The sequence below is a fragment of the Bradyrhizobium sp. Leaf396 genome, assembly GCF_001424605.1.
GTDB lineage: Bacteria > Pseudomonadota > Alphaproteobacteria > Rhizobiales > Xanthobacteraceae > Bradyrhizobium > Bradyrhizobium japonicum_C.
Genome location: NZ_LMQJ01000065.1, coordinates 84,445 through 102,698 on the forward strand (window position 1 = coordinate 84,445; position 18,254 = coordinate 102,698).

Annotated in this window: 19 protein-coding genes, 1 tRNA gene and 1 pseudogene; 7 read left to right on the plus strand and 14 right to left on the minus strand. The window is 63.7% G+C overall.

The window, feature by feature from the left end; genetic code table 11:
• Positions 1 to 361 precede the first annotated feature (361 nt).
• The 7 genes and pseudogenes from ASG57_RS33265 to ASG57_RS38270 all read right to left on the minus strand — a co-directional run.
• Positions 362 to 1,315: a 2-hydroxyacid dehydrogenase gene (locus ASG57_RS33265; protein ID WP_057198987.1), complete on the minus strand. Its 954-nt coding sequence runs from the start codon at positions 1,313 to 1,315 to the stop codon at positions 362 to 364.
• Between the two features lie 90 nt (positions 1,316 to 1,405).
• On the minus strand, positions 1,406 to 2,098 hold the full coding sequence (gene rplA / locus ASG57_RS33270) for a 50S ribosomal protein L1 (RefSeq protein WP_024342437.1): 693 nt from the start codon (positions 2,096 to 2,098) through the stop codon (positions 1,406 to 1,408).
• Positions 2,099 to 2,104: 6 nt separating this feature from the next.
• Positions 2,105 to 2,533, minus strand: coding sequence for a 50S ribosomal protein L11 (rplK, locus tag ASG57_RS33275; protein WP_011088164.1), 429 nt, complete (start codon positions 2,531 to 2,533; stop codon positions 2,105 to 2,107).
• Between the two features lie 219 nt (positions 2,534 to 2,752).
• Positions 2,753 to 3,307: a transcription termination/antitermination protein NusG gene (gene nusG / locus ASG57_RS33280; RefSeq protein ID WP_028146088.1), complete on the minus strand. Its 555-nt coding sequence runs from the start codon at positions 3,305 to 3,307 to the stop codon at positions 2,753 to 2,755.
• Complete coding sequence (secE, locus tag ASG57_RS33285; protein WP_007611620.1) at positions 3,307 to 3,498, minus strand: preprotein translocase subunit SecE; 192 nt, start codon at positions 3,496 to 3,498, stop codon at positions 3,307 to 3,309. Before secE ends, nusG begins: the two co-directional genes overlap by 1 nt.
• A 786-nt stretch (positions 3,499 to 4,284) precedes the next feature.
• On the minus strand, positions 4,285 to 4,668 hold a 384-nt coding region (locus ASG57_RS38265), incomplete at its 5' end, for an integrase core domain-containing protein (protein WP_210169301.1).
• 1 nt (position 4,669) lies between these two features.
• Positions 4,670 to 5,034: pseudogene (locus ASG57_RS38270) on the minus strand (integrase core domain-containing protein); the annotation flags it as partial.
• 45 nt (positions 5,035 to 5,079) lie between these two features.
• On the opposite strand from ASG57_RS38270, the gene ASG57_RS33300 reads away from it, so the two are divergent.
• Positions 5,080 to 5,454: a Rossmann-fold NAD(P)-binding domain-containing protein gene (locus ASG57_RS33300; protein WP_230646565.1), complete on the plus strand. Its 375-nt coding sequence runs from the start codon at positions 5,080 to 5,082 to the stop codon at positions 5,452 to 5,454.
• Between the two features lie 56 nt (positions 5,455 to 5,510).
• On the plus strand, positions 5,511 to 6,176 hold the full coding sequence (locus ASG57_RS39535; protein ID WP_230646562.1) for a methyltransferase domain-containing protein: 666 nt from the start codon (positions 5,511 to 5,513) through the stop codon (positions 6,174 to 6,176).
• A gap of 65 nt (positions 6,177 to 6,241) precedes the next feature.
• Here the strand turns inward: ASG57_RS39535 and ASG57_RS39540 are convergent, their stop codons facing one another.
• On the minus strand, positions 6,242 to 6,418 hold the full coding sequence (locus ASG57_RS39540; RefSeq protein WP_230646561.1) for a hypothetical protein: 177 nt from the start codon (positions 6,416 to 6,418) through the stop codon (positions 6,242 to 6,244).
• A 133-nt stretch (positions 6,419 to 6,551) separates the two neighbouring features.
• Between ASG57_RS39540 and ASG57_RS33310 the strand changes: the two genes are divergently transcribed.
• Positions 6,552 to 7,586, plus strand: coding sequence for a Gfo/Idh/MocA family protein (locus ASG57_RS33310; protein ID WP_057198988.1), 1,035 nt, complete (start codon positions 6,552 to 6,554; stop codon positions 7,584 to 7,586).
• A gap of 94 nt (positions 7,587 to 7,680) precedes the next feature.
• Here the strand turns inward: ASG57_RS33310 and ASG57_RS33315 are convergent.
• A tRNA-Trp gene (locus ASG57_RS33315) sits at positions 7,681 to 7,756 on the minus strand.
• A gap of 148 nt (positions 7,757 to 7,904) precedes the next feature.
• On the opposite strand from ASG57_RS33315, the gene ASG57_RS33320 reads away from it, so the two are divergent.
• Complete coding sequence (locus ASG57_RS33320) at positions 7,905 to 9,140, plus strand: serine hydrolase domain-containing protein (RefSeq protein WP_024343480.1); 1,236 nt, start codon at positions 7,905 to 7,907, stop codon at positions 9,138 to 9,140.
• A gap of 207 nt (positions 9,141 to 9,347) precedes the next feature.
• Here ASG57_RS33320 and ASG57_RS33325 read toward each other — a convergent pair whose 3' ends face one another.
• Both ASG57_RS33325 and ASG57_RS33330 read right to left on the minus strand, forming a co-directional pair.
• On the minus strand, positions 9,348 to 10,115 hold the full coding sequence (locus ASG57_RS33325) for an SDR family NAD(P)-dependent oxidoreductase (RefSeq protein ID WP_057198989.1): 768 nt from the start codon (positions 10,113 to 10,115) through the stop codon (positions 9,348 to 9,350).
• A 67-nt stretch (positions 10,116 to 10,182) separates the two neighbouring features.
• On the minus strand, positions 10,183 to 10,881 hold the full coding sequence (locus ASG57_RS33330) for a histidine phosphatase family protein (protein ID WP_057198990.1): 699 nt from the start codon (positions 10,879 to 10,881) through the stop codon (positions 10,183 to 10,185).
• A gap of 133 nt (positions 10,882 to 11,014) precedes the next feature.
• On the opposite strand from ASG57_RS33330, the gene ASG57_RS33335 reads away from it, so the two are divergent.
• Positions 11,015 to 11,800: an SDR family NAD(P)-dependent oxidoreductase gene (locus ASG57_RS33335; protein ID WP_024343483.1), complete on the plus strand. Its 786-nt coding sequence runs from the start codon at positions 11,015 to 11,017 to the stop codon at positions 11,798 to 11,800.
• A gap of 1,173 nt (positions 11,801 to 12,973) precedes the next feature.
• Positions 12,974 to 14,146, plus strand: coding sequence for an acetylornithine deacetylase (gene argE / locus ASG57_RS33340; RefSeq protein ID WP_057198991.1), 1,173 nt, complete (start codon positions 12,974 to 12,976; stop codon positions 14,144 to 14,146).
• Between the two features lie 328 nt (positions 14,147 to 14,474).
• On the opposite strand, the gene ASG57_RS33345 is transcribed toward argE, so the two are convergent.
• Together ASG57_RS33345 and ASG57_RS33350 are read right to left on the minus strand one after the other, a co-directional pair.
• Positions 14,475 to 15,533, minus strand: coding sequence for a phosphotransferase family protein (locus ASG57_RS33345; RefSeq protein WP_024340675.1), 1,059 nt, complete (start codon positions 15,531 to 15,533; stop codon positions 14,475 to 14,477).
• A 139-nt stretch (positions 15,534 to 15,672) separates the two neighbouring features.
• Positions 15,673 to 16,908, minus strand: coding sequence for an acyl-CoA dehydrogenase family protein (locus tag ASG57_RS33350; protein WP_024340676.1), 1,236 nt, complete (start codon positions 16,906 to 16,908; stop codon positions 15,673 to 15,675).
• 205 nt (positions 16,909 to 17,113) lie between these two features.
• Between ASG57_RS33350 and ASG57_RS33355 the strand changes: the two genes are divergently transcribed.
• Positions 17,114 to 17,785 (plus strand): TetR/AcrR family transcriptional regulator, encoded by a 672-nt coding sequence (locus ASG57_RS33355; RefSeq protein ID WP_057198992.1) that lies wholly within the window; start codon positions 17,114 to 17,116, stop codon positions 17,783 to 17,785.
• An 80-nt stretch (positions 17,786 to 17,865) separates the two neighbouring features.
• Here the strand turns inward: ASG57_RS33355 and ASG57_RS33360 are convergent, their stop codons facing one another.
• Positions 17,866 to 18,081, minus strand: a complete 216-nt coding sequence (locus ASG57_RS33360; protein ID WP_024340678.1) for a hypothetical protein — start codon at positions 18,079 to 18,081, stop codon at positions 17,866 to 17,868.
• Positions 18,082 to 18,254: the final 173 nt, after the last annotated feature.

An 18,254-nucleotide genomic window follows, 5' to 3' on the forward strand; every position in this document is an offset into this window, starting at 1 on the left:
TCCGGTCTTCACCCGTCTATGCAGGCTATGCGATTAAGCCGTTGAGAAATCGAAATTCCCCGCCGGCGCCTGCAGTCTTGGACAGGACAAGGTCAGCCGGCGAACCGCCCGACCTCTGCCCGCACCCCAGCCAACCGACGGATTTCTCTCTTCCTTTTCCGGCAAATCCTTACGGACGTCCTGAAAAGGAATGATCTCCTGTCGTATCGGGTTTTTCGGGATGCGTGCACGAACGCGCCAGCCGAGGCCGGCACGTCCGGAGGCGGTTCTTTAACCGCTCTCTGCCCGCTTGCCAAGAGCAAAATTCACACCAATTCCAGTTCGTTGCCGGCCGGACTTGAAACGGCCGAAAAGGGCCGATTCAGGCTGATTTGACCGCATAAGGTAGCGGCTTCCCCTCGAAGAACGCGGTGAGATTCGCCAGCACGCAATTCTGCATGGCGACGTGCGATTCGACGGTGTGGCCGCCGATATGCGGGGCGAACACGACATTTGGAAGCGCGGTCAGCGCGTCAGGCGCGTGCGGTTCCTTCTCATAGACGTCTAGGCCCGCGCCAGCGATGGTTTTGTCGGAGAGGGCCGCGACCAAGGCTTTCTCGTCGATGACCGAGCCGCGGGAGATGTTGACGACATAGCCATCCGCGCCAAGCCGCCTCAGGATATCGCCATTGACCACGTGCTGGGTCTCGCCCCCTGCTCGCACGGCAATCATCAGCACGCTGCACCAGTCGACGAGCGCCTCCAGAGAGGGGAAATATCGATAGGGCAGATCGTATCTGGTGCGGCTGAAATAGCCGACCTCGCTCTCGAAGGCGGCGCAGCGCGCCGCGATCTTGCGGCCGATCTCGCCCATGCCGTAGACGCCGATCCGGCGCCCGGGCATGCCGACCTGGGGCCGCATCATCGGCGACTGTTTTGACTCAGCCCAATCGCCGCTGCGGACATACTGGTCGGCCACCAGGATCCGCCGCGTCGTCGCCAGCATCAGGGTCATCGCGATATCGGCGACCGAGGCCGCATTGGCGCCCGGACTGTGCCCGACCGCGATGTTGCGGCTGGCTGCCGCCTTCAAGTCGACGCCGTCATAGCCGGTGCCATAGCAGACGATGGCACCCAGCTTTGGAGACTCGTCCATCGCCTCCGGGCCGAGCGGGGTGCCGCCCGCCGTCAGCATCGCGCGGATGCCGCTCAGCTCATCAGCCGAAAATACCTCGTGCGCGGGCTTGCCACCGGTATCGAGCAACTCGAAACGCTCAGCGAAACGCACCATCATCGACTTGGGAAAGCGCGAGTAGATCAGGACCTTGTCAGTCATTGTTCTTGTTTCCGGTGAAAGCCGTCACAAACGACGAGGGGCGGAATCGGTTGCCCAATTCCGCCCCTCGCCTCATGCAATTTCCAAACCTTAGCCGAGAATGGTGCCCGGCTCGACCTTCACGCCCGGGCCCATCGTCGAGGACACCGCCACGCGCTGGATGTAGGTGCCCTTCGAGCCGGCCGGCTTCGCCTTCGAGACAGCATCAGCCAGAGCCTTGATGTTCTCGACGAGCTTCTCCTCGGAGAACGAGGCCTTGCCGACGCCGGCCTGGAGGATGCCGGCCTTCTCGACGCGGAACTCGACCGAGCCGCCCTTGGCCCCCTTCACCGCACCGGTGACGTCCATGGTCACAGTGCCGATCTTCGGGTTTGGCATCAGGCCGCGCGGGCCGAGCACCTTACCGAGGCGGCCGACCAAAGGCATCATGTCGGGGGTAGCGATGCAGCGGTCGAAGTCGATGTTGCCGTTCTGCACCTTCTCGACCAGATCCTCGGCTCCGACAACGTCGGCACCCGCCGCCTTGGCCTCATCGGCCTTGGCGCCGCGGGCGAACACGCCGACGCGCAGTGTGCGGCCGGTGCCGTTCGGCAGGGTTACGACGCCACGAACCATCTGGTCGGCGTGACGGGGGTCGACGCCGAGATTGATCGCGACCTCGATGGTCTCGTCGAACTTCGCTTTCGCACGTTCCTTGACCATCTTGATGGCGTCCGCGAGCGGGTAAAGCTTTTCGCGATCAATGCCTTCGCGGGCTTTGTTCAAACGCTTTCCGATTGCCATGACCGCTTACCCCGCAACTTCCAGACCCATCGAACGGGCCGAGCCCTCGACCATCTTCATGGCCGATTCGATGGTGTCGCAATTCAAGTCCTTCATCTTCTTCTCGGCGATCTCGCGCACCTGCGCCTTGGTCACCTTGCCGGCCTTGTCACGGCCCGGCGCCTTCGAGCCGGACTGGATCTTGGCGGCCTGCTTGAGGAAGTAGGACATCGGCGGCGTCTTCATCTCGAAGGTGAAGGAACGGTCCGCATAGATGGTGATGATCACCGGGATCGGGGTGTTCTTCTCTTCCTTCTGGGTCTGGGCGTTGAACGCCTTGCAGAACTCCATGATGTTGAGACCGCGCTGACCGAGCGCGGGACCGATCGGGGGCGAAGGATTCGCCGCACCGGCCGGGACCTGAAGCTTCAGGTATCCGGTCACTTTCTTTGCCATATATCACTCCTGTTGTGCCGGCGTGCCGCCGGCGGTTTCAGGTTCGTGGTCGGGATCTCAGGCGGCTGGCAACCGCCCTCGTCCTCCCACGGCCTCCATCGGAGACGTCGCCGCCTCCACTCTGTCATGCCCAGACTTGAATCCGGGCATCCATCCATCTTCGCAGAGACTTCTGCGAAGGAGATGGATTGCCGGGTCAAGCCCGGCAATGACCAACGATCAGACCTTCTCGACCTGACCGAATTCCAGCTCGACCGGCGTCGCGCGACCGAAGATCGAGACCGCGACCTTCACGCGCGAGCGCGCCTCGTCGATTTCCTCGACGACGCCCGAGAACGAGGCGAACGGGCCATCGGCCACGCGCACGTTCTCGCCAATCTCGAATGATACCGACGCCTTCGGCCGTTCCACGCCTTCCTGCACCTGGTGCAGGATACGCATGGCCTCGGCTTCCGAGATCGGCATCGGCTTGTTTTCCGCGCCGAGGAAACCCGTCACCTTCGGGGTGTTCTTGATCAGATGGAACGCCTCGTCGGTCAGCTTCATCTTCACCAGCACATAGCCCGGGAAGAACTTGCGCTCGGCGTCGATCTTGCGGCCGCGGCGCACTTCCGTGACCTTCTCGGTCGGAACCAGCACCAGTTCGAACAGATCCTCGAGCCCGCGCTGCTTGGCCTGCTCGCGGATCGATTCGGCGACCTTCTTCTCGAAGTTCGAATAGGCGTGGACAATGTACCAGCGCTTGTCGGACACTTGAGCGGTTGCTGTTGCCATCAGTGAATGCCCAGGAGGAAGGTGATGAGATAGCGGATGATCTGGTCGGCGGCGAAGAAGAAGATCGAGGCGACGGCGACCATGACGAACACCATGATGGTGGTGATCGTGGTCTCCCGGCGGGTCGGCCAGGTGACCTTGGCAGTTTCCGAGCGCACTTCCTGCAAGAACTTGAACGGGCTGACTGCCATCGTTTGATGTCCAACGTCCGTCGACAGACGCAAATGAATTTCAGGGATCCGAACAGCCGCCGTTGTTGACCCAGCCCTCTGTCGCGAAGGATGAGCCGGAAACCGGGCTCGATTGTTCGGGGATTTCAAGGCCGCGCCGGAAATCCGCGTCTAACGGGCCGGCTGCGAGTGCGGGGTATCTACTGCGGATAGGGCTAAAGGTCAAGGTATCGGGGCTTGCACGGACCAGCCGGCGCCGCGCGACGGCCGCGCAGACCGGCGTGGGATCAAGGGCTTATCCCTGCCCCGCAAGGCGCCATCCAGGCTCCGAACCGTGCAGGACTACGTTACAAGGATCGGTACGCTCGCGGCAAGCATCTGAGGGGGCCGTAGATCGAGTGCTGCTGCTATTCGATTGTCGCGCCGCGAATGTTCGATGACAACCAACCAATGATGCTGATTTCGTCCTACTCTCCCAATGAGTCAAACCCGTGACCGACCAATGCCGCCTTTGCCATTCGATCAACCTGCGTCCGGTCATCGACCTCGGTCTAATGCCGATTGCGCATCGGCTTCGGCATGGCCAAGACGAGCAGCAGGAGCAGTAGCCGTTCGAGGTGCTGGCCTGCGGCGAATGCGGCCTGCCGCAGATCGTGGTCTGAGCCCCTCGCTTCATCCAGCAATGGAAAGAGTCCCGGTTGAATATGAGCCCAAGGGGCTCGGTGAAGCAACGGGGCGGGGCGCGGAGCCCTNATAGATCCTGATGTGCCTCCCGTTTGTCGGACGAAGTGGTCTGAGCCCCTCGCTTCATCCAGCAATGGAAAGAGTCCCGGTTGAATATGAGCCCAAGGGGCTCGGTGAAGCAACGGGGCGGGGCGCGGAGCCCTCGGCATAGCGCAGCGTCCCGTCCCGTTGCGGCCCAAGAGCGTTGCGTTTGGCGTATTCGGTCGGCGTGAGGTTGCCCAGGGCGCTGTGCGGCCGGGCGTTGTTGTAGTCGTCTTTCCAGGCGGCCAGCACGGCTCGCGCCTGTGCGAGCGAAGTGAACAGCGTCTCATTGAGGAGTTCATCGCGCAGGCGGGYGTTAAAGCTCTCGATGAAGGCATTCTGGGTCGGTTTGCCGGGCGCGATGTAGTGCCACTCGATCTGCCTCTCTTGGCTGAAGCGCAGCATGGCCATTCCGGTCAGCTCAGTNTCGTCTTTCCAGGCGGCCAGCACGGCTCGCGCCTGTGCGAGCGAAGTGAACAGCGTCTCATTGAGGAGTTCATCGCGCAGGCGGGTGTTAAAGCTCTCGATGAAGGCATTCTGGGTCGGTTTGCCGGGCGCGATGTAGTGCCACTCGATCTGCCTCTCTTGGCTGAAGCGCAGCATGGCCATTCCGGTCAGCTCAGTRCCGTTGTCGGACAGGCACATCGCCGGCCGGCCGCGCCAGGCAATGATGACATCGAGCTCGCGTGTGRCCCGCAGGCCCGGCAGCGAAGTATCGGCGACGAGCGCCAGGCATTCGCGAGTGAAGTCGTCGACCACAGCCAGAATCCGGAACCGTCGGGCGCCGGCGAGACATTCGGTCAGCGCGCAAGGGAGTACAGCGCTCGTCTTCGTCCGATCCTCGCCAAGGCCCGCGCCAGCGGTGCCGAGATCGCCATCTATGGCGCCGGCTGCCGCGCCTGCACCTTCACCAATGCCCACGAGCTGACGGATCTCGTCGACCTCTCGGTCGACGACCAGAAGGAGCGCCAGGGCCTCTCCCTGCCCGGCACCGGGATCCCCATCCGCTCGCCGGACGTTCTCGCCGGCAAGACTGGGCCGCTCGTCTGTCTTCTCGCCGTGAATCAGGAGAACGAAGCCAAGGTTAACAGCCGGCTGCGCGAGAACGTGAGGCGCCCGCTCCACGTCGTTTCGATCTTCGCGCCGTCGGACATCTGGAGCGAGCTCGATCGTCTCGAAGCGGCCGCAGGGTCGCCGCATGGCCTATGCTAGCCAGCGGCGCGATCTGTTCTCGGACAAGCTGGTGCTGCCCCCCCGGCTGTTCCGATGTGCTCGAGTTCGGTCCTGATTCCGGCGAGAACGCGCTGGTGTTTGCCGGCTGGGGCGGAAATATGACGCTCGCCGAGCCGAACCAGCATGCGCACCCGAAGATCCAGGCCTTTTTCGCGCGTTTTGGCCTGACGAAGCGACTGCGCGAGCTCGTGCTGGCCGATGTCGAGGGATTCCGCAGCGATCGCCGTTTCGACATCATCGATGCCGAAGGGTTCATCTACACGGTGCAGCCGACGGAGAATCGGCTGGGCATCTTCCGCGGCCTGCTCAATCCGGACGGTTATGCCGTGGTGTCCTATTACGAGCGCTATGGCGGCTTCTCCGAGCTCGCGCTCAAGGCGATCCATGCGGCCGGCAAGGCCCTGACAGGGCGCCCCGCGCTCGAGACGGCGAGGACGCTGTTCGAGCCGAAATGGAACAGCATTCCGCACACCCGCAGCTTCGAATCCTGGCTGATGGACGTGCTCGAAAATCCTTTCGTTCGGCACAGATACTTTCTCGACGCGGCAGCCTTGTGCACGGCGGCGCATGAGCAGGGATTCGATATCCATTCGGCCTGGCCCGCCTACCGCGACAGCCTGGACATCTACTGGCACAAAAAGGTCCTGTCCGGCCCGACAAGCTGCACCGCCTCACACGCCATCTCGATCGCAGCCGCCTGAGCTTCCTCGGCGGACGAAAGCTCTATCTGGTGGGCAAGGCCGATGCCGTGCAGGCGGTCGCGGCATCAGTCGAGACGCTGGCTCCCGATGTCGACAGGATGATCGACGATCCCATCGGGGAGAGCCTGGCACGCGCCGTCGCCGGCCTCGCGGCCCTGCGCGAGGCGATCCGCACCGCTGACATCCTGTCCGACGATACTGTCGACCTTGATGCCATCATCGCGACCCTCGACAGCTTCCATCGCATCTTTGACGCGATCGAGCGACGGGACACCACGGTCACCGCCCTCACCCAGACGGACCCGGCGTTCATCAACGCCCGGGGGGCAGCCGGCGCATTTCCTCGTCATCCGCAAACGCTGAGGGATCGAGCCAGTGACACCAGGCATTGGCATCATCGGAACGGGTATGGTCGGTCAGATGTGCCACCTCGCCAATTTCGCGGCCAATCCCGCGGGCCGCGTCATCGCGATTGCCGATCTCCGGCCGGAACTCGCGGCCGCCGCCGCGCAGAAATTCGGCGTCTCACGGATCTATGGCACGCACCGGGAGCTGCTTGCGGACAGCGAGGTCTCCGCGGTGGTCGTGGTGACGAAGCGGCGCGCGACCGGGCCGATCGTCCTGGACGTCTTGAACAGCGGCCGCCACGTGCTGTCGGAAAAGCCGATGGCCTACACGACGGCTCAAGCCGAGACGCTGGTCGAAGCGGCGCGGCGACAGGACCTCATCTACAGCATCGGCTACATGGAAGCGTCACGATGCCGGCGTGGCACGCGCGTGGCCGAGTTGGCACGTATTCGCGCAGACCGGTCGCTGGGGCGCATCGTCGCCGCGCATGGCTGGTGCTTCGGCGGCGACACGGGCCGAGCGCAGGACAACTTCGTGATGACCGCCGAAGCACGGCCGGACGGGCTCGAACTCTGGGAGGATGGCCCCGACTGGATGCCGCGCGCGATGCGCCAGGGTTACGACCACTTCTTGAATGTCTCCAGCCATATCATCAATGTGGTGCGCTACCTGCTCGGACCATCGCCGACTCTTCTCGATAGCTCGATCGAGGATTCGGGGGCGGGGCGCATCACGCTCGATTTCGACGGCCTCGCCTGCACGCTCGATCTCACCAGCGGGTCGGCCGGGCCCTGGCGCGAGGGGCTGACGGTCGAGTTTGAACGTGGCGCAATGACCCTGGAACTGCCTCCACCCTTTGCCGAGCAAGAGGCTTTGGTCGTTGTCGATCACGATGGTCAACGCATGCAGACGGCGGGTGCACCGAGCTGGGCATTCCGGCGTCAGGCCGATGCCTTCGTTTCCGATGTCGCCAGGCGACGCACGCCGTTGGCCTCGGGCGCCGATTCAGTCACCGAAATCGCACTTGCGGAAGCCGTGTGGAAGCGGCGGGTGAGCGGGTAGGCTGAGGCCCGGGGTATGACGGCGCATGCGATTCGCCTCGTTAGACGCCACCGCGCCTATCTCGCCGCCACCTCACTCAAGTGATTGATTTAACTGGCAGGAGTGGCAGGGCTCGAACCTGCGACCCCCGGTTTTGGAGACCGGTGCTCTACCAATTGAGCTACACTCCTACGGACCCACGTCGCCGCGGATCAGGGCCGCTTTCAAGCACAGGGGACGGCCGGTTTGCAAGGGTGAACCGCGCGGGCCTCGCTTGTTTATGCCGAGGCTTCTGGGCCACAGTCCATCGCCCATAATGAAAAGCAACCGGGAGTGCCCATGACCGCTACAGCCACCGCCACAGCCGCTACACAGGCCACGACCGCGTTCCGGACGCCACCTGTGCCGGAAGCCCGCCCCGAGACCCTCGGGCTGTCGCGTCCCCGCCTCCAAGCCATGTCGGACGCTTTCAAGCGCGAAATCGAAAAGGGAACCATCCCTGGGGCTACTGTGCTGGTGGCCCGGCGTGGCCAGATCGGCTGGTTCGAGGCGCTCGGCAAGCAAAGCCCGTCGGGCGCTGCGCCAATGGCGCGCGATTCGATCTTCCGGATCTTCTCGATGACCAAGCCGATCGTCTCCGTCGGCATCATGGCCCTGGTCGAGGACGGCCATCTGCTTCTCAGTGACGCGGTCGCCAAGTTCATACCCGAGTTCGCCGACCAGAAGGTCGGCGTAGTCAGTGGCGGCAAGCTGGAACTGGTGCCGGCAACGCGGCCGATGACGGTGCAGGACCTGCTCCGCCACACCTCCGGCCTCACCTACGAGCACCAGGGCGATGGCCCCGTGCACAAGCTCTATCAGGAATCCCGCGTCCGCAGCCGCAAGATCACCAACGCCGAGCACGCCGCACTGGTCGCGAGCTTTCCGCTGGTCTGCCAGCCAGGCGCGGAGTTCAACTACAGCCGCTCCACCGACATTCTGGGCCGCATCATCGAGGTCGTCAGCGGCAAGTCGCTTGGCGCTTTCCTCACCGAGCGCGTCCTCGCGCCGCTCCAGATGGCCGAGACCGGCTTCTCGACATCGGAGGCCAATGCGGGCCGGCTCGCCGAGCCGTTCGCGTCCGATCCCTGGACCGGCGACAAGGTCGCGCTGTTCAACATGCTCGAGCAGCCGGTGATGGAGTCCGGCGGCGGCGGCCTGGTCTCGACCACCATGGACTATGCCCGATTCTGCCTGATGCTGCGCAATGGCGGTACGCTCGACGGCAACAGGGTCATCGGCCGCAAAACGCTGGAACTGATGGCGTCAGATCATCTCGGGCCAGGCGTTGCGATCAACGGCACCCTGCTCTCGCCCGGCCACGGCTTCGGCCTCGGCTTCGCCGTGCGCAAGGAGGCGGGCATCGCGCCCTTCCCCGGCAGCATCGGCCAGTATTTCTGGAGCGGCATTGCCGGCACGTTCTTCTGGATCGATCCGAAGGAGGATCTGTTCGCGGTGTTCATGAGCCAGGGCCCCGGACAGCGCGACTACACGCGGACCCTGGTGCGGGATCTGGTTTACGCCGCGGTGGAGTGACGCGGTGTCCGCATGGTCTCGCACGGTGACGCTGCATCCTCACATTCGCTGTCATGCCCCGGCTTGACCGGGGCATCCAGTACGCCGTGGCGGATGTGGTAAGAGCGAGCTCTCCAATGTCGGCCCCCGGAATACTGGATCGCCCGCTTCCGCGGGCGATGACACCGGTCGTTGGGTGGGCTGCGTGCCTCTTCTACGCTCTATCGCTCAACTGATCGTCGCGCCGCCGTCGATCACCATGGTCTGGCCGGTCATGAAGTCGCCGGCCTTTGACCCCAGGAACACCGCAGCGCCCGCGATCTCGTCGGGGATGCCGATGCGCAGCAGCGGCGAGCGCGAGGTCGAGGCTTTCAAATTCTCCGGATTGTCCCACAGCGCTTTGGCAAAATCGGTCTTGATCAGGCCGGGCGCGATGCAGTTCACGCGGATGTTGTGCGGGCCGTATTCGCAGGCGAGATTGCGGGCGAGCTGCATGTCGGCGGCCTTCGAGATCGCATAGGCGCCGAGGATGGTCGAGCCCTTCAGGCCGCCGATCGAGGAGACGATGATAATCGAGCCGTCCTTGCGCTCGATCATCTGCGGCACCACCATCGAAATCAGCCAGTTGTTGGCGACAATGTTGTTGTCGAGGATTTTCCTGAACTGATCGTCGGAGATGCCGGCGAGCGGACCGTAATACGGGTTCGATGCTGCGTTGCACACCAGCACGTCGATCTTGCCGAACGCGCGGTTGCTCTCGTCCACGAGGTTTTGCAGATTTTCCTTCGAGGAGATGTTGGCGGCGATCGCGACCGCGGTGCCCTTGCCGTATTTGTCGTTGATGCCCTTTGCCACCTGGTCGCAGACGTCGCCCTTTCGCGAGGAGATCACCACCTTGGCACCGTGCTCGGCCATGCGCTCGGCGATCGCGAGCCCGATGCCACGCGTCGATCCCGTGATGACGGCGACTTTCCCCTTCATGTCGAACAAGGTCATTTTGATCTCCCTGAGTACGATTTGATTGGCCCGGAGCTTATGCCGCTCGCGCGAGCGGACAGCCGCTTCAGGCGAGCTTCTTGACTTCCGGCCCCGCCGGCTGGTGCATCGCCGCGTGCGCAACATCCGCGATCCACGGCTGCTGGTTCACCATCGGCAGCCGCCAGACCGTGCGCTCGGGGCTCGCAAAATAGTCCAACCGCGTCACCGAGCAATTGTCGATGTCGAATGACAGCCCGCGCTCCGGCTGACCGTCGAGCGCGAGACCCAGCGCCGCCTTGATGGTGCCGCCATGCGCGACCGCGATAATGTCCTGCCCTGCCGCCTCGTTGTTGATCCGCTCGATGGTGCGGCGCGTGCGGTTGTAGAGATCCATGAAGCTTTCGCCGCCGGGCGCGGGCTCATTGATATCGGCGAACCAACTCGATCCGACGGGGCGGCTGGCGATGAACTGGGCGCGGTTCATGCCCTGCCAGCGGCCGAGATTTTGCTCGGCGAGGTCGGCCTCCCATTTCATCGACGCAGGCCGCGGGAAACCAGCCGCCCAGATCGCTTCCGCGGTCTGGTGCGTGCGCATCAAGTTGCTCGAGTACCAGATCGCGGTGCGTGGCAGCACCTTGGCAACGGCATTGAATACGTAGGTGTCGCTGGTGTCGCAGGCGATATCGCTCTGCCCGTAGATGTTGCCGCCGTCATTGCGCACGGGGGCGTGCCGGACCCACCACCATCGCGTGACGACCACATTCGGCTTGTCTGCACCGGCCATCGAAACCCTTCCATCCCGTTTGATGTCGCTGTACGTCAGTAGCGAACGTGTCTCAAGACACTTTACCGTTTGAAATCTTGTTTGAAATTCCGTCGCGCGGCAAGGGCTGCGCGCGAGCCAAAGGGAGAAGCGCATGGGCCGCCTGCAAGGCAAATCCGTCATCATCACTGGCGCGGGCAGCGGCATCGGTCGCGCGGCTGCGCTGCTGTTCACCAAGGAAGGTGCCAAACTGATTGCGGTCGATCGCTCGGAGGCGGTGAAGGAGACGGTCGACGAGGTGAAGAAGGCCGGCGGCACCGCCGAAGCCATGATCGCGGACGCCGGCTCCGAGACCGACGTCATCGCCGTCATCGACAAGGCCGTGAAGACGCACGGGCGGCTCGACGTGATCTGGGCGAATGCCGGAATCTCCGGCGGGCTCGTTCCGCTCGCCGAGCAGACGGTGGAGCACTGGCAGGAGATCTTGCGGGTCAACCTGATCGGGCCATTCCTCGCGGTGAAGTACGCCATGCCACACATGGTCAAGCAGCAATCCGGCGCGATCGTGCTGACGGCGTCCGTCGCAGGCCTTAAGGCCGGCGCGAGCGGACATCCCTATGCCGCGAGCAAGGCCGGCGTGATCAGCCTGGTGCAGACCACGGCCTATTCGCTCACCGGCACCGGAGTTCGCATCAACGCGGTCTGCCCCGGGCTGATCGAAACAGGCATGACCAAGCCGATCTTCGACCGCGCCAAGGAGCGCGGCACCCAGGACAAGATCGGGCAGCTCAACCCGCTCAAGCGCCCCGGCCAGCCGCATGAGCTCGCGGCGATGGGACTGTTCCTTGCGAGCGACGAGGCGTCTTATGTGAACGGCCAGGCGTTTCCGGTCGACGGCGGCCTTACCGCGTCGATGCCGTACACGGGCAAGCCGGTTTGATCCTCCCGTGTCCCGGACGCGCGGCAGCGTTCTTGCGCTGCTGCGCAGAGCCGGGACCCAAGGGCGGGTGGTCGCACGTAACTGCATCAACGCCGTCATTGTGTCTGCGGTGGCGCGCATCGCTCTTTCGATTCGCATCTCACCCGAAGACACATCTTCTCGTTCTCGCGGCTGATCTCGCCCGAGCTTTGCTTTGTCGCCTCACCCTCTGAAATGAAAGAGGGCGCAGGGAAGACCGGGAGCCCGCTGGCACCCGAGGTCCACTGTGCGGAATCTGCGTGGTGAGAAGCTGCACAGNATCACCCCCGGCAGCAGCCGGACGCAGGCGTCGATCAGCTGATCTCGCCCGAGCTTTGCTTTGTCGCCTCACCCTCTGAAATGAAAGAGGGCGCAGGGAAGACCGGGAGCCCGCTGGCACCCGAGGTCCACTGTGCGGAATCTGCGTGGTGAGAAGCTGCACAGCGGCATACAGGTGTAGCCAGGACATCCCGGCCTTCCCTGCGCAGTGGTTGGAACGGCTTATGTCGTGCTCTCCCCGGGGAGCGATGCACTATTGCCCCCGTCGCCTTGCGGATGGCTGGTGCGCGCGTCCGGTCGGACCGCCACATCACCGCAACACTTGGCGCACAGACCCCGGGCGCCAGGACCACACGATTTTGCCGTACGCAGATGGCACCTGTCGCATGCGCGGCGAGCTTGCTCACGGTCTCCCGCCCTGCAAATCCGTTCGCGCCAACGCCATCTGCGTCCACCGCCGCCCGGCCCGCGTTCGTGACGATCGCGATACGCCCCTCTTCCTCGGGCCGGGTTGCGGCGATGAATACGTCTTTTCCGAATTTCTGTAAAGACAGAAGACCTGGACCACNCACGGTCTCCCGCCCTGCAAATCCGTTCGCGCCAACGCCATCTGCGTCCACCGCCGCCCGGCCCGCGTTCGTGACGATCGCGATACGCCCCTCTTCCTTGGGCCGGGCTGCGGCGATCAATACGTCTTTTCCGAATTTCGGTAAAGCGGAATATTTCCGGCTTCGAGCATTGACCGACCGCTGGCGTGTTTTGCCCGACAGGCACCTCGATATCTTGTACGACCTGTGTTGATTTGCCCGACCGGGCGCCACATTGGTATGGTTCCTGCAAGCGTTTCAGCCGCCATTTCCTCGACAGAATGAGACAATGCCAAGCTCAAGACCCGATCGCATCCGAAAGCTCCTCGCCGACCTCGTCGGCTTCGACACCATCAGCGACCGCACGAACCTGCCCCTGATTGCCCATATCGAACGCTATCTCGCCGGGTTCGGCATCAAGGGTGAGCGCATCGTAGACGAGACCGGGCAGAAGGCCGCTCTCTGGGTCACAATCGGGCCGGAGGACCGGCCGGGCTTCGTGCTGTCGGGCCATACCGACGTGGTGCCTGTCGTGGGCCAGGACTGGAGCCATGATCCGTTCAAGCTGGCGGAGCGGGACGGCAAGCTCTATGGCCGCGGCACCACCGACATGAAGGGATTTGTGGCGGTGTGCCTCGCCATGGTGCCGGAGATGGTGGACGCCAGGCTGAAGACGCCGATTCATCTGGCGATCTCCTATGACGAGGAGATCGGCTGCGTCGGCGTGCGGCCGATGCTGCGCGAGGTCGCCAGGAAGAAGGTCAGGCCGCTCGGCTGCTTCGTCGGCGAGCCGACCCAGATGCAGGTCATCATCGGTCATAAGGGCAAGCACGGCGTGCGGGCCACGTTTCGCGGGCTCGCCCGCCATTCCTCGATCGCGCCGGAGGGTGTCAATGCGATCGAATATGCCGCCGAGCTGATCGTCGAAATCCGCCGCCGCGCCATGGCGCTCGCAGCCGCGCACGCGACGGACAGTCTCTACGACGTTCCGCACTCGACGCTGCTCACCAGCATCGTGCACGGCGGTGCCGCGCTCAACATCGTGCCTGATACCTGCACGGTGGAATTCGAGTGCCGCGGCATCGGCATCACCGAGTCGCGCGAGGTCACCGATGCAATCGTCGCCTGGGCCAAGGCCGAACTCGAGCCTGCGATGAAGGCAAGGAATGCGGAGTGCGGCATCGCATTCGAGGAGATCCTCGACTACCCCGCGCTCGACACGGAAGCCGATGCTCCAATCGTCACCCTGGCCAAGAGCCTGGCGGGACGCAACGACCACGCCAAGGTCGCCTTCGGCACCGAGGCGAGCCTGTTCGCCGACATCGCCGATATCCCCTCCGTGGTGATCGGCCCCGGCTCGATCGCGCAGGCGCATACGCCGGACGAGTTCGTGGAGATGGCGGAGCTGGAGAAATGCGGAGCCTTCGTGGAGAGGCTGATCGCGCATTGCGTGAAGAGCTGAGCGCCTCCCGTCATTGCGAGGAGTTCCTGCGACGAAGCAATCCAGACTGCCAGTAGAGGGCACACTGATTGCCTCGCGGAGCCTGTCATCGGGCCGCGCTTCGCGCGGACCCGTTGGCTCGCAACGACGGTGGAATGAGTCGCCTCATCATCGCTGTCATGCCCGGCTTGACCGGGGGCGTCCAGCGGGCCGCGGCGTCTCGATTCAAGAACTGGCGTCTCTGAAATGCAGGATTGCTCGCCTTCGCGGACAATGACAGCGAAGGTGTGGGAATGACGCAGCTCCCCACATGCAAAAGGCGCGGCCACCGGCCGCGCCTTCGTCATTTCTACACCGCGCCCGCCTTCTGCGCGTATTCCCACGAGGCCTTTGACAGCGGCACGGTGCGTTTGGCGGACTCCAGCGCCTTGGCGTTGGCGGCGGTGCCGTCGCGGACGCGGCCGGCGATGCCTTGGGTAATGCCGGCAAGGCGGAACAGGTTATAGGCGAAGTACCAGTTGAGATCTGGCACCGTCATCTTGGTGACGTTGCAGTAGATCTGCGCGGCCTCTTCCAGGCTCGGGATGTTGAGCGCCTTGAGGTCGGCGCCCTCGAGGCCCGGCATGATCCACTGCATCAACAGATAAGTGAAGTCGGCCATGGGATCGCCGAGGGTCGACAGCTCCCAGTCCAGCACGGCCTGCACGCGCGGTTCCGTCGCGTGGAAGATCATGTTGTCAAGGCGATAATCGCCATGGACGATGGAGACGCGCGCCTGCTCCGGCACCGTCTTCGGCAGCCATTCGGCCACCTTCTCGAACTCGGGAATGTGCTGCGTCTCGGATGCGCGATATTGCTTGGTCCAGCGGTCGATCTGGCGTGCAAAATAGTTGCCGGGCTTACCGAAATCGCCGAGACCGATCGCGTCGGGATCGAACATGTGGAGCTTTGCCAGCGTCTCGATCTTGCTGGTGAAAATCTTGCGCCGGTCGTCCGGCGCCTGGCTCGGCAGCGTCGGATCCCAGAACACACGGCCCTCCTCCATCGACATGATGTAGAAGGCTGCACCGATGACGCTGTCGTCCTGGCAGAGTGCATAGGCGCGCGCGACCGGAAAGCCCTGCTTTCCGAGCGCAGCGATCACGCGATACTCGCGATCGACCGCATGCGCCGACGGCAGCAGTTTGCCGAACGGCTTTCTGCGCATCACGTAGGAGCGGTTCGGCGTGTTGAGGCGATAGGTCGGGTTGGATTGGCCGCCCTTGAACTGGAGCACGACCAGCGGGCCTTCAAAACCTTCGACATGCTCGCGCATCCAGGCTTCGAGGCGCAGCTCGTCGAAACGATGCCGCTCCTCGACCGGCTTGGTACCCGAGAACTCTTCGTCTTTCCTGACGCCGTCCGCCACAGTGACGCTCCCTCTTCAGTCCTGACCATTTCAGGTCGAGCATGATCCTAGTCGGTAACCGCTGACGCACTTGCGTCAAGCGGTCACCGGATCATGCCCTCTCATTCGTCAAGCCGGGAGCGCCTCCAGGCTCTCCCGTCTAATGACCGGGAGAGTTTGCATACTTCCGAACCTCAAGTCTGGCAATGGCGCGGTTATGCACCTCGTCCGGACCGTCGGCGAGACGGAGCGTGCGGATGTGGGCGTAGTCCTTGGCAAGGCCCGCTTCGTCCGAGACGCCGGCGCCGCCAAAGGCCTGGATCGCCTCATCGATGATCTTCAGCGCCATGTTGGGCGCCGCGACCTTGATCATGGCGATCTCGGCCTGCGCGGTCTTGTTGCCGACCTTGTCCATCATGTCGGCGGCCTTGAGGCACAGGAGGCGGGTCATCTCGATGTTGGTGCGGGCTTCGCCGATGCGCTGCTCCCACACGCTGTGCTCGACGATCTTCTTGCCGAAGGCGGTGCGCGAGGTGAGACGCTTCACCATCTTCTCCAGCGCCTCCTCGGCCTTGCCGATGGTGCGCATGCAGTGATGGATGCGACCCGGACCGAGGCGGCCCTGCGCGATCTCGAAGCCGCGACCCTCCCCGAGCAGGATATTCTCCTTCGGCACCCGCACGTTCTCGAGCAGCACCTGCGCATGTCCGTGCGGCGCATCGTCGAAGCCGAACACCGGCAACATCTTCTCGACCTTGATGCCGGGGGTGTCGAGCGGAACCAGGATCTGCGACTGCTGCTGGTGCTTGGCCGCCTTGAAATCCGTCTTGCCCATCAGGATCGCGATCTTGCAGCGGGGATCGCCGACGCCGGACGACCACCATTTGCGGCCGTTGATGACGTAGTGATCACCGTCGCGCTCGATGCGGGTTTCGATGTTGGTGGCATCGGACGACGCAACCGCAGGTTCCGTCATCAGGAAGGCCGAGCGGATCTCGCCGTCCATCAACGGACGCAGCCATTTGCGCTTCTGCTCCTTGGAGCCGTAGCGGATGAACACTTCCATGTTGCCGGTGTCGGGCGCGGAACAGTTGAACACTTCCGAGGCCCAGGTGATGCGGCCCATCTCTTCCGACAGCAGCGCATATTCGAGATTGGTCAGTCCCGCGCCGCGGAATTCGTCGTCCTCGTGCTCGGACGGCGGCATGAACATGTTCCAGAGGCCTTCCGCCTTCGCCTTCTTCTTGAGGTCTTCCAGGATCGGGATGACCTTCCAGCGGTCGCCACTCTTGTCCTGCTGGTCGTAGATCGGCACCGCCGGGCGCACGTGCTTGGCCATGAAGGACCGCACGCGGTCGAGCCATTCCTTCTGCTTGGGGGACATATCGAAGTCCATGGGACGCTCCTCGCTTCTTTCAACAGACACTCTTGCGCCGGATTGTCCTCCCGCTCCGCGCTGCCCGCAATGGTCGAGAGCGCGGGCCCTTCTGACCAAGCCGCGAAGTTGCGAACGAGTCCGAATGCGGATTGACTTTTCCGGCCTTCAAACGATAGTTTCATACAACTGTTTGATTTGCAACTCCTCCCCTTCGGGACATTTCATGGCCAGCGATCACACCAGGTCCGCCATTCTCGCCGCCGCCGAACGGCTCTATGCCGATCGCGGCTTCGGCGACGTGACGCTGCGCGACATCGTCGCGGCCGCCAATGTCAACCTGGCCGCGGTGAACTATCATTTCGGCTCGAAGGACGAGTTGATCGCGGAATTATTTGTCACGCGCTCGATCGCCACGAACCGCGAGCGCCTGCGCGAATTAAAGGCGGCGGAAGAGCAAGGCGGCGGCCGCGCGCCGATCGAGGCGATCTTGCGCGCCCTCGTCGGTCCGACCTTGCGCGGCTGCCTCGGCCCGGAGACCCAGCGCTCCACCGCCGCGCGCTTCATGATCCGTGCCTCGATCGAATCCGTGCCGCCGATCCGCCGCATCAAGAACCGCGAGATCGACCATTTGCGCAAATTTGCCGGCGCGATGCGACGGTCCCTGCCCGATCGGAGCGAGGTCGATATCTATTGGGGCCTCAACTTTGCGCTCGCGATGGCGCATCACACCATCCGCGAGAGCGAGCGACTGACGAAATTGTCGGAAGGCAAATGCGATCTCGATGACGTCGAGGACGTGGTCGCACGCGTGGTCAGCGTGGCGACGATGGCGCTGACGGCGGGAAAGGTCGAGGCGAAAGCCCCCGCGCGCGCACTCGCACGGGACGCGCGCTGATCAATGAGCCCGGTCGAAACCCGGCGCGAGGTCAGTTCGGCGTGGCGGAAAATGCCTGAATTTTGCGGCTAACGCGGCGGCTAGACCCGCTGCGGCATCTCCTCGGCCTCTTCCTTGGCGAGCAGCAGCAGCATCTCGATACCCATCTCGCCTTCCTGCGGCGAGCGGATGAACTTTATTTCGTCCGCGCTCTGCCGCAGCGCGGCAATGATGGCGACGGCCTGATTGGCGGTGGCCGCCTCGGTCGCCAGAATGGACTTCTGGTCCTTGGCCTGGAACCCGATCGTGTAGGACATTCGCTTCCCTCCCGAACTCAAGTGCAGGGATCGAATCAGAGTCGCGCGCGAAGCGGAAGCCTGTGCGACTACGGACCGGGATTATCTGGGGATTGCGCGCAAGCTTCACGCAAGCCCCGGCATGCGGGCGTCCTGCACGACCAGGCACATTCCCCGGCGCTCCACGGGAGAGG

Bases quoted from the DNA above. Each gene is read 5' to 3' on its own strand.
- ASG57_RS33350 (WP_024340676.1), bottom strand. From the start codon at position 16,908: ATGGACTTCGATATGTCCCCCAAGCAGAAGGAATGGCTCGACCGCGTG.
- ASG57_RS33325 (WP_057198989.1), bottom strand. From the start codon at position 10,115: ATGACCTTGTTCGACATGAAGGGGAAAGTCGCCGTCATCACGGGATCG.
- ASG57_RS33330 (WP_057198990.1), bottom strand. From the start codon at position 10,881: ATGGCCGGTGCAGACAAGCCGAATGTGGTCGTCACGCGATGGTGGTGG.
- secE (WP_007611620.1), bottom strand. From the start codon at position 3,498: ATGGCAGTCAGCCCGTTCAAGTTCTTGCAGGAAGTGCGCTCGGAAACT.
- ASG57_RS33335 (WP_024343483.1), top strand. From the start codon at position 11,015: ATGGGCCGCCTGCAAGGCAAATCCGTCATCATCACTGGCGCGGGCAGC.
- argE (WP_057198991.1), top strand. From the start codon at position 12,974: ATGCCAAGCTCAAGACCCGATCGCATCCGAAAGCTCCTCGCCGACCTC.
- ASG57_RS33360 (WP_024340678.1), bottom strand. From the start codon at position 18,081: ATGTCCTACACGATCGGGTTCCAGGCCAAGGACCAGAAGTCCATTCTG.
- nusG (WP_028146088.1), bottom strand. From the start codon at position 3,307: ATGGCAACAGCAACCGCTCAAGTGTCCGACAAGCGCTGGTACATTGTC.
- ASG57_RS39540 (WP_230646561.1), bottom strand. From the start codon at position 6,418: ATGGAAGCTGTCGAGGGTCGCGATGATGGCATCAAGGTCGACAGTATC.
- ASG57_RS33355 (WP_057198992.1), top strand. From the start codon at position 17,114: ATGGCCAGCGATCACACCAGGTCCGCCATTCTCGCCGCCGCCGAACGG.
- rplA (WP_024342437.1), bottom strand. From the start codon at position 2,098: ATGGCAATCGGAAAGCGTTTGAACAAAGCCCGCGAAGGCATTGATCGC.
- rplK (WP_011088164.1), bottom strand. From the start codon at position 2,533: ATGGCAAAGAAAGTGACCGGATACCTGAAGCTTCAGGTCCCGGCCGGT.
- ASG57_RS33265 (WP_057198987.1), bottom strand. From the start codon at position 1,315: ATGACTGACAAGGTCCTGATCTACTCGCGCTTTCCCAAGTCGATGATG.
- ASG57_RS33320 (WP_024343480.1), top strand. From the start codon at position 7,905: ATGACCGCTACAGCCACCGCCACAGCCGCTACACAGGCCACGACCGCG.